This window comes from Mycobacterium sp. 4D054 (genome assembly GCF_052245755.1).
GTDB lineage: Bacteria > Actinomycetota > Actinomycetes > Mycobacteriales > Mycobacteriaceae > Mycobacterium.
Genome location: NZ_JBQQCF010000008.1, coordinates 61,408 through 76,052, shown reverse-complemented (window position 1 = coordinate 76,052; position 14,645 = coordinate 61,408). Strand labels below are relative to the sequence as shown.

Here is a 14,645-nt window from a genome sequence, read left to right as displayed (position 1 = left end):
AGGTAGCCTCAGGTCCTGGAGGTAATCATGACTGCCCGCGACGACGTGTTCATCACCGCGACGGAACTGGCCCGGCTCCTCGACGCCGGTGAGCCCGTCACCCTGCTCGATGTGCGGTGGACGCTGGCCGAACCCGACGGCACCGCCGCCTACGAGGCGGGGCACCTCCCCGGCGCGGTGTACGTGTCCCTGGACGACGAACTGTCCGACCACACCGTGCCGGGGCGCGGCCGCCACCCGCTGCCGTCCGGGTCCGCCGTCCAGGACGCCGCCCGACGCTGGGGAGTGCGCGACGGTGTGCCGGTGGTGGTCTACGACGACTGGAACCGCGCCGGGTCTGCCCGTGCGTGGTGGGTGCTCACCGCGGCGGGCATCTCCGATGTGCGCATCCTCGACGGCGGCCTCGGTGCATGGACACGCGAATTGGATTCCGGCACAGTGATTCCCGCCCCCGGCAACGTGACCGTGACGCACGAGGACCTGTACCGGGGTGCCCGCAGGACCATCACCGCCGACGACGCGCTCGACGCGCCGGCGCTGATCGACGCCCGTCCCCCCGAGCGTTACCGCGGCGACAACGAGCCCGTCGACCCCGTCGCCGGGCACATCCCCGGCGCCGTGAACGTGCCGAGCACCAGCCTGCTGGCCGGCGACGGTACGCTGCTGGCCGATCCCGGGCTCGCGCAGCGTCTGGGTGCCCACCACTCCGACGTCGCGGTCTATTGCGGATCGGGAGTGACGGCGTCGCTGGTCGTCGCGGCGCTGGCCGTCACCGGCGTGGACGCCGCACTGTTCCCGGGTTCGTGGTCGCAGTGGAGCTCGGATCCGGACCGCCCGGTGGCGCTCGGAGAGGAGTGAAACCCCCCGGGGATTCAGAACTGGACGCCGCGGGTCAGCGCACCGTCGACGAGCAGGTTGGTGCCGGTGATGAAGCCGGCTGCGGGGCTGGACAGGAACACCACCGCGTTGGCGACCTCCTGAGGTGTCGCCATCCGGCCCGTCGGATTCAGTGCCAGCGCCGCGGCGAACAACTCCGGGTCGTTCTGCTCGATCGACGGCCACACCCCGCCCGGGAAGTAGGTGTTGCCCGGGCTGACGGTGTTCGCCCGCACCCCGTTGCCGGCCAGCTTGAACGCCAGCCCCTGGGTGTAGTGGATGATGGCGGCCTTCATCGTGCCGTACGGGCCTGCGGCGAAATCGATCTCGCGGCCCGACACACTGGAGATCGTCACGATCGACGCGGCGTCGGATTCCAGCAGATACGGCAGCGCGGCATCGACCAGACCGACGGTGCCCATCATGTCGACCTCGAAGGTGGTGCGCCAGTTCTCGTTCGACTCGGGGATGGCGAGCGCGCTCACATTGGCGACCACGCCGTCCAGTCCGTTGAACGCTTCGGCGGTGGCCTCCACCCACGTCGCGAGCGCGGCACCGTCGGCGACATCCACCGCGGTGCCCACCGCGCCGGGCACGGCTTCGTAGGTGCGGGCGCAGTAGGCGACAGACGCCCCTTCTGCGAGCAGACCCTCGACGACCGCGCGGCCGATACCGCGGGTGCCACCCGTGACCGCGAACCGCTTACCCGAAAGCCCCAGATCCATGGCACTCCTTCTCAGTAGTTGATCGCACCCAATGACTTTGCCGCCGAACGAAGTTCAGCATGAATACCGCCGTACGAGGAGGACGCGGGCAGCAGCCGCTTGTCGATCTTGGTTACCGAGCTGTAGTTGGTGTCGACCACGTTGGCGATCGGCGCCAGGGAGATCTGGGTGAGCAACTGGTAGGCGTCGAGCCGGTCGAGGCCGTAGAGTTCGCCCAGCCAAGTGATCATCTCGACCTGACCGGCGCGCCAGGCCTCCTCCAGCGGTCGCCCGGACCCGACACACATCAGGTGGGTGTCGGTCTCCAACCGCGGCCATGCCGGGCCGCCGCCTTTGATCAGGTCGACGATCGCGGTCACGTGCATGGCCCCCTCGACGGCGGTGCCGCACGACTCGCCCTCGCCCTGGCGGTAGTGCCCGTCGCCGAGGGAGAACAACGCCCCGGGCACGTTGACGCGCAGGAAGCATGTCGCGCCGGTCGTCATCTCGGGGGTGTCCATGTTGCCGCCGAACACGTCGGGCACCAGTGACGTCCGTACCTCGCGGCGGGCCGGCGCCACCCCGACGGTGCCCAGCATCGGGTTGGACGGCAGCGCGACACTGAAATCGCTGCCTTTCGCATTGAATGCCAAAGTGCCTGCTGCCGAGTCATATTCGTAGATCCAGGTACGCTCGGGCAGCGCGTCCTGCAGGGTCGGGCTGACCGGCACGCTGGTCAGCCCGCCGAAGAACGGGATCAGCGTGGACGCGCCCCAGGTGCGCGCCGGGGTCAGGTCGACCAGGTGGACGGCCAGCGTGTCGCCGGGTTCGGCGCCCTCGATCCAGAACGGACCCGTCTGCGGGTTGAGGTCCTCGGTGTCCAGCGCCATCGACGCGACATCGTCCCCACTGGTGATGCGCCCGCCGAAGGCGTCCTCGGTCCACAGCGTCAGCACGGTGCCCGGACGGATCCGTCGCACCGGCTCCGCACCGCCGAAGGTGAAGCTGAATTGATCGGGCGTCGGGACGAAGGTGACGTGGTCCATCCGACCATCCTGGCCCGGCAGCGGTCGGACCGCCATACGATCGACGACATGGCAGACCAGTCCGCCGGGGAGCGCGACTTCAACCAGGGCATCATCGACGAGTTCCGCGCCAACCGAGGCAAGGTCGGGGGCCAGTTCGAGGGCTTTCCGCTGCTGCTGCTCACTTCCACCGGCGCCAAGAGCGGGCGGCGGCGGGTGAATCCGGTGGCCTACTTCGACATCGACGACAAAATCTACGTTGTCGGATCCTCCGCCGGCCGCGAGCGAGATCCCGCCTGGGCGTTCAACATTCGTGCCCACCCCGACGCGAGCGTGGAGATCGGATCCGATGCGCCGCTGCCGGTGACGGCCCGTGAGCTGCCGCGTGAGGAGCGCGACCGGGTCTACGCGGTGGTCGCCGAACGCGCCCCGGGATTCGCCGAGTACGAGACCCAGACCGACCGCGTCATACCCGTCTTCGAACTGGTGCCCGCCGGCTGAGGGGCATGCGGCCGCAACGCTGGCTGAGCGCGGATTACTCCAAAAACCGACCCGGGCCGCTAATCTGCGACCGTGTCAATAACTTGGTTGCGGCGTGGTGTGGTGCCGGTGATGGCTTCCGGGCTGCTCGTCGTCGGATGCGCGGGCGCACCCGAACCCCCGCAGGCGGCCGACCCCGACGTGGATTCGGCGCCGCAAGACAGCGGCTCGATGCTGGTGACCTACGAGGACGCCGACAGCCCCGAGGCGATCCGGGGCAGGAAGCTGCTGCAGGATGCGCAGCTGCTCGAGGACATGGCCGACGACCTCAACCAGTCGCTGATCCTGCCGTACGACATAGCGCTCACCGGCGCGCAGTGCGACGAGGCCAACGCGTACTGGGACGCCGACGCCAAGTCCATCACGATCTGCTACGAAGACGTTTCCACCAGCGAGGACATCTTCGCCGAGGCCGGGGATCCCGATCCGGCGGCTGCGGCGGTCAACGCCGCGTGGGCCACGTTCTACCACGAGGTCGGCCACATGGCGATCACGGTGTACGACCTGCCGATCACGGGGCGGGAAGAGGACGTCGCGGATCAGCTCGCCGCCTATGTGCTGTTGCAGCCCGGCGAGGACGGCCAGGCCGATCCCGGATCGGTGCAGGCGGTCAAGGACTTCGCGTGGGTGTTCGGTGCGAGCGGAGCCGAGCGCGGCGCGGCGGGCGAGGCGGACTTCGCCGACGTGCACACCCTCGACGAGGCCCGGATGTACAACCTGCAGTGCTGGATCTACGGGTCGGACCCGCAGTCCAACGCCGACCTCGTCGGCGACGGCCAGCTGCCGGCAGACCGGGCCGAGGGCTGCGAGGACGAATGGAGCCAGCTCGACAACGCCTGGTCGACGCTGCTCGACCCGCACTTCAGGTAGTCAGCGGGGTGCCGCGGCCGGTGCTGCGGCGGCCGGCGGCGGCAGCGGGGGTGCGCCCGGCGGCAGGGGTGCGCCCGGCGGCAACGCCGTCGGCGGAGGCGGTGGCGGTGGCGGCGGGGCCAGCAGCCGCACGATGTCGGCTTTCATCGCCTGCAGCTGCGCACCCCAGTACCCCCAACTGTGCGTGCCGTTGGGCGGGAAGTTGAAGATCGCGTTGCGGCCGCCGGCGGCCAGATACTTGTCGCGGAACTCCTTGTTGGTGGCGATGGTGATGGTCTCCAGCGAGCCGGCGCTGATGTTGACGCCGAGATCGGTTCCGGTGTCGAGATCCGAGGCGACTCCGTTGCCGCAGTAGATCCACAGCGCGGTACGGTTGGCGACCAGCCGGTTGATGTTGAGCATCGGGTCCGCCCGCAGCCAGGCCGGTGAGCCGGGTTTGCCCCACATGTCGAAAGAGTCGAAGCCGCCCGCGTCCTGCATCGCGATGTCGATGAGCGGAGGCCAGAACTTCTGCGACGGCGCCAGATACCCCGACAGCGAGGCGGCGAACTTGTACTGGCGGGGATAGTAGGCGGCCATGGTCAGTGCCGCGCTGCCCGACATCGACAGTCCCACAACAGCGTTGCCGAACGGGTCCTGGCCTCGGTTGGCCGCCAACCACGTCGGCAGTTCGCGGGTCAGGAACGTCTCCCACTTGTAGGTGACCGTCCCGTTGTGACTCCTGGCCGGCCGGTACCAGTCGGCGTAGAAACTGGACTGACCGCCCACCGGCATGATCACCGAGACGCCGGACTCGTAGAACCACTCGAAGGCGGCGGTGTTGATGTCCCAGCCGTTGAAGTCGTCCTGGGCGCGCAGGCCGTCCAGTAGGAGCACCGAATGCGGTCCGCCGCCCTGGAATTCGACGCGGATGGTGCGTCCCATCGACGGTGAGGGCACGTCGAGCTGTTCGATCGGCAGCCCGGCCCGCGAGAACGCCTGGGCCGAGGGCGGGGTGCTCACCGTCAGCAGGCCGGCGGCGAGCAGCACCGCGACGGCGATGCGGGCGAGAAACGTCACGCGCGCGAAGTTAACAGCGCCGGCGGGGTGGACTCCTCGGGCGCGCAGGGGCGGTGACCGGCTTGTTATCGACTCATGACCCCGCCGAGATTGCGTCTAGCGTGTGATTTTCGGGACTTGACGCGCGTGGAATGCGATTTCGGCGGAAAAACTAGTCGAGGTCGACCGACATCGGGCCCACGCCCCAGATCTCGTCGCAGTACTCCCTGATCGCCCGGTCGGAGCTGAACTTGCCGCTGCGCGCGGTGTTGCGGATCGACATCCGCGACCACGCGTCCCGATCCAGCCAGGCCCGCGACACCGCGTCCTGGCAGTCGACGTAGGAGCGGTAGTCGGCCAGCGCCAGGAACGGGTCGTGGTGCAGCAGATTGTCGACGATCGGGCGCAGCACCTCGGTGTCGCCATGGGTGAACTCGCCGCGGGCGATCAGCTCCAGCACCGCGGCCAGTTCCGGATCGGACTCGACGAAGCTCAGCGGGCGGTAGCCGTCGGCCTTGACCTGCTCGACCTGGCTCTCGGTGAGCCCGAACAGAAAGAAGTTCTCCGCCCCGGCCTCCTGCCGGATCTCGACGTTGGCGCCGTCGAGCGTGCCGATGGTCAGCGCGCCGTTGATCATGAACTTCATATTCCCGGTGCCGGAGGCCTCCTTACCGGCCGTGGAGATCTGCTCGCTCAAATTCGCCGCCGGATACACCAGGTGCGCGGTCTTGACGTTGAAGTTCGGCAGGAAAACCACTTTCAGGAAACGGTTGACGCCCGGGTCGGCGTTGACCGTCTCACCGACGGCGGTGATCAGCTTGATGATCCGCTTGGCCATGAAATAGCCGGGCGCGGCCTTGCCGCCGAAGATGAACACCCGCGGCGGGATGGACAGCCCCGGGTTGGTCTTGAGCCGGTGGTACAGCGCGATGATGTGCAACACCATCAGGTGCTGACGCTTGTACTCGTGGATGCGTTTGACCTGCACGTCGAACATCCACGACGGGTCCAGCTCGATGCCGGTGATCGAGTGCACGTACTCGGCCAGCCGGGACTTGTTGGCGCGCTTCACCTCTCGCCAACGTGACCGGAACGCGGGATCGTCGACGAACGCTTCCAGTCCGTGCAGGCGCTGAAGGTCGGTCAGCCAGCCGGGGCCGATGGTGTCGTCGAGCAGCCCGCGCAGGCCCGGGTTGGACAGCGCCAGGAACCGCCGCGGCGTCACCCCGTTGGTGACGTTGCCGAAGCGCTCCGGCCACATCTCGTAGAAGTCCTTGAGCACGCTGGCCTTGAGCAACTCCGAATGCAGCGCCGCGACCCCGTTGACCGCGTGGCTGCCGACGGTGGCCAGGTGCGCCATCCGCACGCTCTTGCCGCCGTCCTCACCGATCAGCGACATCCGGCGCACCCGCTCTTCGTCGCCAGGGAACCGGGCCCGCACCTCGTCGAGGAACCGTTCGTTGATCTCGTAGATCAGCTCCAGATGGCGCGGCAGCGCCTCGCCGAACATGTGCAGCGGCCAGGTCTCCAGCGCCTCGGGCAGGAGCGTGTGGTTGGTGTAGCCGAAGGTGCGCACCGTGAGGTCCCACGCCTCGTCCCAACCGAACTGGTGCTCGTCGATGAGCAGCCGCATCAGCTCCACCACCGCGATCGACGGGTGGGTGTCGTTGAGCTGGATCGCCCACTTGTCGGGCAGCATGCGCAGCGGCAGGTGCGCCCGCTGCAGATGGATGTTCAGGATGTCCTGCAGCGAGCACGTCACGAAGAAGTACTGCTGCAACAGGCGCAGCCGCTTGCCCGCCTCGGGCTCGTCGTTGGGGTAGAGCACCTTCGACACGGTCTCGGAGACGACCTCCTCGTCGACCGCCTTGTAGAAGTCGCCGGTGTTGAACGCCTCCAGCGCGAACGACTCGACCGCCCGTGCGCTCCACAACGTCAGCGTGTTGCAGGTGTTGACGCCGTAGCCCTGCACCGGGGTGTCGTGGGAGACGCCCTTGAGCACGCGCTGGGGCACCCAGCGCACCCGCAGCTTGCCTGTGACGTCCTCGTAGGTCTCGGTGTGACCGCCCCAGTTGACGATGTAGCTGGCGTCGGGCTTGTCGATCTCCCACGGATTGCCGTGGACGAGCCAGTTGTCGGTCTTCTCGACCTGCCAGCCGTCGGCGATCTCCTGGGTGAAGATGCCGAACTCGTAGCGGATGCCGTAACCGATCGACGGCCGTTCCAGCGTGGCCAGCGAATCCAGGTAGCACGCCGCCAGCCGGCCGAGCCCGCCGTTGCCCAGCCCCGGTTCGCCCTCGCAGTCCAGGATCACGTCGAGGTCCTGACCCAGGTCGGCCAGCGCCTGCCGCGCGGCGTTCTCGATGCCCAGGTTGAGCAGGTTGTTGCCCAGTTGCGGGCCCATCAGGAACTCCGCCGACAGATAGCAGGTGACCTTCGCCGACAGGTCCAGCCAGTCCTGGGTGGTGGCCATCCACCGTTTCTGCATGCGGTCACGCACCGCCAGCGATAGCGCGCGGTAGTAGTGCTCGGGGGTGAGTACCGCGGCGGGGCGGGCGATCGAGTACACCAGGTGATCGGTGATGGCCGCGCGCAGCGCATCGGCGGTGAGCCCGGACCGGGTCTGCCCGGTCGGGCCTCTCTGCGCGCCGTTGACCTCGGTGAATGCCTCCGAGGCGGGGTTGACGACGTCGGTCACGTGCTCTCCTGTGGTCGCGAACTCGAGGTTGCGGACGCGTCATTGTGTCCTGCGCGCGTTTCCACGGCGGGTCGGGGGTGTGAACGACACGTACGCCGCCATTTGGGGCCAAGGATTGCCGAGACAATATTGACGCTGTTGACTGTTTGAATGTCGAAGGGCCGTGCGGTGCCTCTGACCGGCGCGAGGAGCCGCCGGCAGTCGTGGCGTGCGTGGTTGGCGGCGGCCGATCTGCTGCCCCCGTTCTGGAGTCTGGTGGGCTGGACCGCGGGCGTGGTGGCCGCCTCGGAACTGGTTCGCTTCCTGGCTTCGGTCGACGGCCGGACCTTCACGGTGGTGTGGTTGGCGGCGGCCCCGCAGTTGGTGGCGCTACTGCTGGCCCGGCGCCGGCACTGGCCTGTCTATCTGCTGACCTTCGCGTTCTTCCAGTACGTGCCGGCCTGGGTGCTGCTGGACCGGCCCCCGGAGCTGGCGGCGCTGTCGACGCTGACCGCGGTGGTCTTCGCCGCGGCGACGCTGCACTCCGACCAGGACTGGATCCACGGCCGGACCGACTCCCTGCGCAGCTGGCGCCGCTTCGTGCTGTACGCGGTGATCGTCGCGCCGGCGTTCGCCGGAACGATCGGGGCGTTGAGCGTGCTGGTGCATCAGCAGGGCCGCACGGATCCGAAGTCGTTGTGCATCGTCGCGCTGATCTGGTATCTCGCCGAGGCGGTCGGCATCGCGTTCCTGGCGCCGGTGCTGCTGCGGTGGCGCCGGTACTGGCGGCGGCACACCGCCCGCCAGGTGTTCATGACCGGCGGCTTCACGGTGCTGATGGTGGTGTTGGGAACCGTCGCGGCCTACGAGTCGAACTTCGTGCTGATGTTCCTGACCGCGGTGCCCGCCCTGCTGGTGCTGATCGAGTTCGGGATCGCGGCGGCGTTCTGGCAGATGGCCGTCGGCGCGGTGATCCTGCTGAGCACCACGTTCGCCGGGATGGGGCCGTTCGTGGCGACCGCCGTCGACCGCACCGAGGCGATGATCCACACCCAGGTGTTCCTGCTCACCGGCTACGCGATGGTGGTGCTGGTGGCGGCGGCGCTGGAGGAACGCAACCGCCTGACCGCGCTCGACCACGCCAGCCACGAGGTGTACGACCTCGTCGCCGACCTGACCGGCGACCTGGTGATCGTCGTCGACGCCCACGGGGATGTGCTGCACCACGCATTCACCGGGCACAGCGACCTCAACCTGCCGGCCGGGCGCATCGGGCGCCACCAATGGCGCCACCAGGTGCATCCCGACGACCTGCACCTCATCGCCGAGCACTGGTTCGCCGCCCGCCCCGGCGCGTCGCTGCCGTTCCGGATCAAGGCCCGCGACGGGTCGTGGCGCTGGCTGGTGATGCACACCCGCCATGCCGCCAAGGGGCTGACGGCGGCCGTACTGCGCGACGTCACACTCGAGCGCGAGGTGCAGGAGTCGCTGACCGACATGGCGAACTCCGATCCGCTGACCGGGCTGCCGAACCGGCGCGGACTGGCGGCGCGGGCCCGCGACATCTGGCTGCGCGCCCTGGAGCGCGACGAGCCACTGACCGCGATGTTCGTCGACGTCGACCACTTCAAGGCGTACAACGACCGGTTCGGGCACCAGGCCGGTGACGTCTGCCTGCGCGAGGTCGCCGAGGTGCTGGCCCATCTCGCCGATCCGGCCAGCTGTGTGGCCGCCCGGTACGGCGGCGAGGAGTTCGCGGTGGTGCTGTCCGGATGCGGCGACCCGTACACGTTCGCGACCGGGCTGGCCTCGGCGATCCGGGCGCTGGGGATCAGCCACCCAGCGTGCGCGTCGGGGGTGGTCACCGTCAGCGTCGGTGTCGCGACCGTCTTCCCGCGCGACGAGGCCCGGTTCGGCGGCGCCGATCCCGACGCGGCGGTCAGTGAACTGCTCGACCGCGCCGACAAGGCCCTGTACTCGGCGAAATCGAAAGGGCGCAACGCGATTTCGGTGGCCCACGACGACGCGCTGCTAGTCGGCGAGCAGGTTCACCACCCCGGTGAATAGACCCGGAAAGGTGCTCGAGGCCGGGACGATGACTGAGCGCAGCGGCGACGTACCGGCCCGCAGCACCCCCGCAGTCGTCAGCCAGTAGCGGCGGGTGGCCCGCCGCCACTGCTGCTCATAGTCCTCGGGCCGGTCGGCCAGCACGGACTCGACCAGCAGCCGGGCCGCGGCGAAGGACAGCCCCAGCCCCTCCCCGGTGAGCGCGTCGACGTAGCCGGCCGCGTCGCCGACGAGAAGCACCCGCCCGGCGACCCGGCTGCGGACCCGCTGCCGCAGCGGGCCGGCGGCCCGGTCGGGCTGGTGCGGCAGTCCCGCGATGCGTTGCCGCAGTGCGGGAAACGCGTCCAGATGCGACTCGAACCCTCCCTGCCGGGAGGTCAGGACGGCGATGCCGACGCAGTCGTCGGCCACCGGGGTCACATAGATCTCCCCGGCCTCAGGGTCCGGTGACCAGTGCACCTCGACGTTGTCGCTCCACGGCGCGACGGCCACGTGGCGTTTGATCCCCCAGCGCCGCGTCCGGCCCGCGGGGAGCCCCAGGCCCAGGCCGGCGCGAATCGGGGAGTGCAGCCCGTCCGCGGCGGCCAGATACCGGGCGCGGAAACCGTTGACCGACACCGACTCCGCGTCCTGGGTGGGCTGGCCGACCCTGTCGTGCACGACCGTCACCCCCGCCTCGGCGGCCGCCTGCAGCAGCGACGCGTGCAGCGTGGTGCGGCGCACGCCGAGCCCGGGCCCGGAGCGCAACCGCGCGGTGACGCGGCGGCGGCCGTCGACGTAGGTGATGCCGTCGAAGGGTTTCCCGGCGGGACGTGCCCCGAGCTGATCCAGCTGCCGGACCGCGTGCGGCATCAGGCCCTCGCCGCAGGCCTTGTCGATCGGGCCGGACCGCGCTTCGATGACGACGGTCTGCAGGCCGGACCGCGCGGCGTGGATCGCCGTGGCCAGACCGGCCGGACCGCCGCCGGCCACCAGCAGGTCGATCATGGCGGCGACGGTGTCAGAGACCGTAACGCGGTGTTCTCCACCGAGATCCGCACCCACAGCAGCGCGGCGTTGAGGGCGGTGAACACCAGCGCCGTGATCCAGGCGGTATGCACCAGCGGCAGCGCGATGCCCTCGATGACGACCGCGACGTAGTTGGGGTGCGACAGGAATCGGTACGGCCCGGCGGCGACCCGGCCGGCGTTCGGAACCACCACGACCCGGGTGTTCCACTGCCGCCCGAGCGTGCTGATGCACCACCAGCGCAGCGCCTGGGCGGCCAGCACCAGCGCGAACATCGGCCAGCCGAGGGCGGGGATGAACTCCCGGTGCATGGCCTCAAGCAGGCAGGCCGCCAGCAGCGCGGTGTGCAGTGCGACCATCACCGGGTAGTGGCCGGCGCCGAACTCGACACCGCCGCGGTCCCGGCTCCACTTCAGGTTCTGTTGCGAGACAACCAGTTCGGCCACGCGCTCGAGCGCGACCGCGCCGATCAGCAGGGTGTAGGCGAGCATGGCGGTCAGCGCCACCGCAGCAGCACGAGCTCGGAGCAGAAGCCCGGGCCCATCGCCATCAGCAGGCCGGGCGTTCCGGCTGGGGGTTTCTTGGCCAAGGTGTCGCGCAGGATGTGCAGGACCGACGACGAGGACAGGTTGCCGACCTCGGCCAGAGACCGCCAGGACAGCTCGAGCGCGTCGTCGGGCAGGTGCAGCGCGCCGGAGATCGCCTCCAGGACCTTCGGGCCGCCGGGATGGGACACCCACGCGGCGATGTCCTCGGCAGCGAGGTCGTGCTCGCCGAGGAAGCCCGCGACGTCGTCGGGCAGGTAGCATTCGATGAGCTCGGGCAGGTCGGGCGAGAGGAGCAGCTGGAATCCGTTGTGGTTCACCGACCATCCCATGATGTCCAGAGAGTCGGGGTACATCCTGCTGCGGCTGTCGAGTACCGCCGGGCCTGCCGCGTTCATCGTGCCGACCCGGTCTTCTCCGACGGCGATCACCGCGGCCGCACCGTCGCCGAACAGCGCGCTGCCGACGAGGCTGCCGATGGTCGGCTCGAGCGCGGGGCGCGTGAGCGAGCACAGTTCGACCGAGACCAGCGCGGCGACGTGGCTGGGTGCACCGCGCAGGTAGTCGTGCATGCGGGCGATGCCCGCCGCCCCGGCCACACAGCCGAGTCCGAACAGCGGCACCCGCCGGACGTCGGGGCGCAGACCCAGCCGGGCGGCGATGCGCGCGTCCAGAGACGGAACGGCGATCCCGGTCACGGTGGTCGACATGATGATGTCGAGATCGGTGGGCATCAGCCCGGTTTCGTCGAGCGCCGCGGTCAGCGCCTGGCAGCCGAGTTCGACGGCATGCTCGATGTAGAGATCGTTGGCCTCGCCGAAATCGACCAGGTCCGGGTACTGCTCCAACGGCAACACCAGGTGGCGGGCGTCGACCTTCGCATTGTCGTGCAATCCGCGCAGCAGCTCACCGACGCCGGCGAAAGCCGGTTCCTGGACGAACCGTTCGGTGATCTCGGCTTGTGTGTAGCGGTATGGCGGCAGTGCGCCCTGCACGCCGGCGATGACGCTGATCGGGTTGTTCATGATGACGTGATCCGTTCGGGTTGGGGGCTCGGTGCCTCGGCGAAGCCGAGGCGTTCGTGTACGCGTTTGAGCCAGGCCGGGGCCCACCAGTTGAACCCGCCCATCAGCCGCATGAACGCCGGCACGAGGACCATCCGCACCAGTGTCGCGTCGACCAGGACGGCCATGGTCAGGCCGAGGCCGAACATCCGCATGAATGACACGCTTGCGGCGATCAGTGCGGCGAACGAGATCGACATGATCAGCGCGGCGGCGGTGATGATGCGGCCGGTGTGGGCGATGCCCAGCGCCACCGACTCGTCGGAATTGCCGGTCCGGAGCCAGAATTCGCGGATACGTGCCACGAGGAACACCTCGTAGTCCATCGACAGCCCGAAGGCGATGCAGAACAGCAGCACCGGCATGTTGGCCACCAGCGTGCCGGTCGGGGTGGTGCCGAGACCCCCCAGATGCCCGTCCTGGAAGATCCACACCAGCGCGCCGAACGCGGCGGTCAACGAAAGCATGTTCAGCACAAGGGCTTTGAGTGGGACGATGACGCTGCCGGTGAGCAGGAACAGCAGCGCGAACATGATGACCGCGATCAGCGCGAGCACCACCGGCAGCGTCGAGGTGATGGCATCCACGCTGTCGCGGTTGACTTGGGCGGTGCCGGTCAGCAACACCTCTCGTCCGCCGGGACCGGCCACGGCGTGCAGCCGATCGAGCTGGCTCTCGGATGCCGCGGAGAACAGCGGCGCCGTGCTCGCGACGGTGAGGAAGGTGCTGCCGTCCTTCACGCCGGCCGGCGCCGACGGAGGACCGGACCGGACGCCGCCGACGAACGTGCCGGTGGGCGCCGACACCGCGGGCACGTCGGGCACGCGGGACAGTTCGGCGGCATACCCCGACAGTTCTTCTGGGCTGAGCCCCGCACTGTCGGGCACGACCACCGTCACCGCGGTGTCGGTGTTGTCCGCGAACCCGGCGCGCAGCTGGTCGCCCACCTGATGCGCGGACGCCGACGTCGGCAGCACCCGCTCGTCGGGGAACCCCCACTTCACACCCAGAAACGGGGCGCCGAGCACGAGCAGCAGCGCCACCACGGCCAGCCCGAGCGGCAGCGCCCGGCGCATCACCGCCTTCGCGCAGCGGTACCAGAAGCGCTGTTCGACGGGCACCGGCTGCGGTTCCGGCCGGCGCAGCAGGCGCCGCGCCAGTCTGCGGACGTCCAGCGACTCGACGCGGTCGCCGAGCACCACCAGCGCCGCCGGGGTCACGACGACGGCGGCTGCCGCGGCGAACGCGACGGTGGCCACCCCGGCGTAGGCGAACGACTTCAGGAAGTGCATCGGGAACAGCACCATCACCGCCATCGACAGCGCGACCGTCGTCGCCGAGAACAGCACGGTGCGCCCCGCGGTGGCCACGGTGCGCCGGATCGCGTCGGGACGGTCCGCGCCGGCGGCGAGTTCGTCGCGGTACCGCGACAGGATCAGCAGCGTGTAGTCGATCGCCAGTGCCAGCCCCATCGCGGTGGCGAGGTTCAGCGCGAAGATCGACACGTCGGTGGCGAAGGTGACCAGCCGCAGCACCGCCAGCGCCCCGATGATCGCCATGCCGCCGATGGCCACCGGCAGCGCGGCGGCCAGCAGCCCGCCGAACACCCACACCAGCACCAGGAAACTCAACGGGATCGCCAGCGCCTCCATCACCAGCAGATCGCGCTGGGAGTGCTCGGTGATCTGCACGTTGACCATCGCGGTGCCGCCCGTACGCACGGTGATGCCGTCGCGGTCGCCGGTGACGTCTTCGGAGATCTGCTTGGCGTAGGTCTGCTGTTCGGCCTCGTCGCCTCGGATACCGGCCACGACCAGACCGGCGGTGCGGTCGCGGCTGATCAGATCGGCGGCCGCCGCGGGAGGCGAGGTCCACGGCGACGACACGTCGGTCACATGGGGATCGGTGTCCAGGCGTCGAACGATGTCGAGTCCGGTGTCGCGCACGCGGGGGGCGTCGATACCGTCGGCCGAGGACACCACGATCAGCATCTGCACGTCGCCCTGGCCGAACCTGTCGGTGAGAAGCGCCGAGGCGCGGGCGGATTCGGAGCCGGGATCGGAGAACCCGCTCGGCGACAGGCTCTTGGCGACCGGCACACCGAATACCGCCAGCACGACGGTCAACAATGCCGCGGCGAGAAGGATCCGCCGGGGGGCGGCCAGAGCCAGTGAGGCGATTCTGGGAAGCAGCTGAGTCTCCCGTCCACGTAGAGCGCCTTAATCTACGAC

General features: G+C 69.3%; 12 protein-coding genes. 4 read left to right on the top strand and 8 right to left on the bottom strand.

Translation table 11 applies throughout. The annotated features are described in order from the left end of the window. The first annotated feature begins 27 nt into the window (after positions 1–27). Positions 28–858, top strand: coding sequence for a sulfurtransferase (locus ACTWP6_RS08530; RefSeq protein ID WP_443187367.1), 831 nt, complete (start codon positions 28–30; stop codon positions 856–858). Positions 859–872: 14 nt separating this feature from the next. Here ACTWP6_RS08530 and ACTWP6_RS08525 read toward each other — a convergent pair whose 3' ends face one another. Together ACTWP6_RS08525 and ACTWP6_RS08520 are read right to left on the bottom strand one after the other, a co-directional pair. Further along, positions 873–1,601, bottom strand: coding sequence for an SDR family NAD(P)-dependent oxidoreductase (locus ACTWP6_RS08525; RefSeq protein WP_443187366.1), 729 nt, complete (start codon positions 1,599–1,601; stop codon positions 873–875). Between the two features lie 11 nt (positions 1,602–1,612). Then, entirely contained in the window at positions 1,613–2,626 is a 1,014-nt protein-coding gene (locus tag ACTWP6_RS08520) for an acetamidase/formamidase family protein (RefSeq protein ID WP_443187365.1), read from the bottom strand. A 48-nt stretch (positions 2,627–2,674) separates the two neighbouring features. On the opposite strand from ACTWP6_RS08520, the gene ACTWP6_RS08515 reads away from it, so the two are divergent. Together ACTWP6_RS08515 and ACTWP6_RS08510 are read left to right on the top strand one after the other, a co-directional pair. After that, entirely contained in the window at positions 2,675–3,106 is a 432-nt protein-coding gene (locus tag ACTWP6_RS08515) for a nitroreductase/quinone reductase family protein (RefSeq protein ID WP_443187364.1), read from the top strand. Positions 3,107–3,193: 87 nt separating this feature from the next. Then, entirely contained in the window at positions 3,194–4,015 is an 822-nt protein-coding gene (locus ACTWP6_RS08510) for a DUF4344 domain-containing metallopeptidase (RefSeq protein ID WP_443187420.1), read from the top strand. Here the strand turns inward: ACTWP6_RS08510 and ACTWP6_RS08505 are convergent, their stop codons facing one another. Continuing rightward, positions 4,016–5,074, bottom strand: coding sequence for an esterase family protein (locus ACTWP6_RS08505; RefSeq protein WP_313901371.1), 1,059 nt, complete (start codon positions 5,072–5,074; stop codon positions 4,016–4,018). A 151-nt stretch (positions 5,075–5,225) separates the two neighbouring features. After that, entirely contained in the window at positions 5,226–7,751 is a 2,526-nt protein-coding gene (locus ACTWP6_RS08500) for a glycogen/starch/alpha-glucan phosphorylase (protein ID WP_443187363.1), read from the bottom strand. Between the two features lie 150 nt (positions 7,752–7,901). Between ACTWP6_RS08500 and ACTWP6_RS08495 the strand changes: the two genes are divergently transcribed. Beyond that, a complete protein-coding gene (locus ACTWP6_RS08495; RefSeq protein WP_443187362.1) occupies positions 7,902–9,797 on the top strand; it encodes a diguanylate cyclase in 1,896 nt (631 codons plus the stop codon). Here the strand turns inward: ACTWP6_RS08495 and ACTWP6_RS08490 are convergent. Genes ACTWP6_RS08490 through ACTWP6_RS08475 form a run of 4 tightly spaced genes read right to left on the bottom strand, consistent with a single transcriptional unit; the run spans position 9,762 to position 14,606 of the window. After that, positions 9,762–10,784, bottom strand: a complete 1,023-nt coding sequence (locus ACTWP6_RS08490; protein ID WP_443187361.1) for an NAD(P)/FAD-dependent oxidoreductase — start codon at positions 10,782–10,784, stop codon at positions 9,762–9,764. The genes ACTWP6_RS08495 and ACTWP6_RS08490 overlap by 36 nt on opposite strands. Beyond that, the gene (locus tag ACTWP6_RS08485) at positions 10,781–11,296 is read right to left on the bottom strand and encodes an isoprenylcysteine carboxyl methyltransferase family protein (protein WP_260757945.1); all 516 of its coding nucleotides are present in this window, start codon (positions 11,294–11,296) and stop codon (positions 10,781–10,783) included. Before ACTWP6_RS08485 ends, ACTWP6_RS08490 begins: the two co-directional genes overlap by 4 nt. A 5-nt stretch (positions 11,297–11,301) precedes the next feature. Further along, positions 11,302–12,363, bottom strand: coding sequence for a type III polyketide synthase (locus ACTWP6_RS08480; protein WP_443187419.1), 1,062 nt, complete (start codon positions 12,361–12,363; stop codon positions 11,302–11,304). An 8-nt stretch (positions 12,364–12,371) separates the two neighbouring features. Then, the gene (locus ACTWP6_RS08475) at positions 12,372–14,606 is read right to left on the bottom strand and encodes an MMPL family transporter (protein WP_443187418.1); all 2,235 of its coding nucleotides are present in this window, start codon (positions 14,604–14,606) and stop codon (positions 12,372–12,374) included. Between the last annotated feature and the right edge of the window lie 39 nt (positions 14,607–14,645).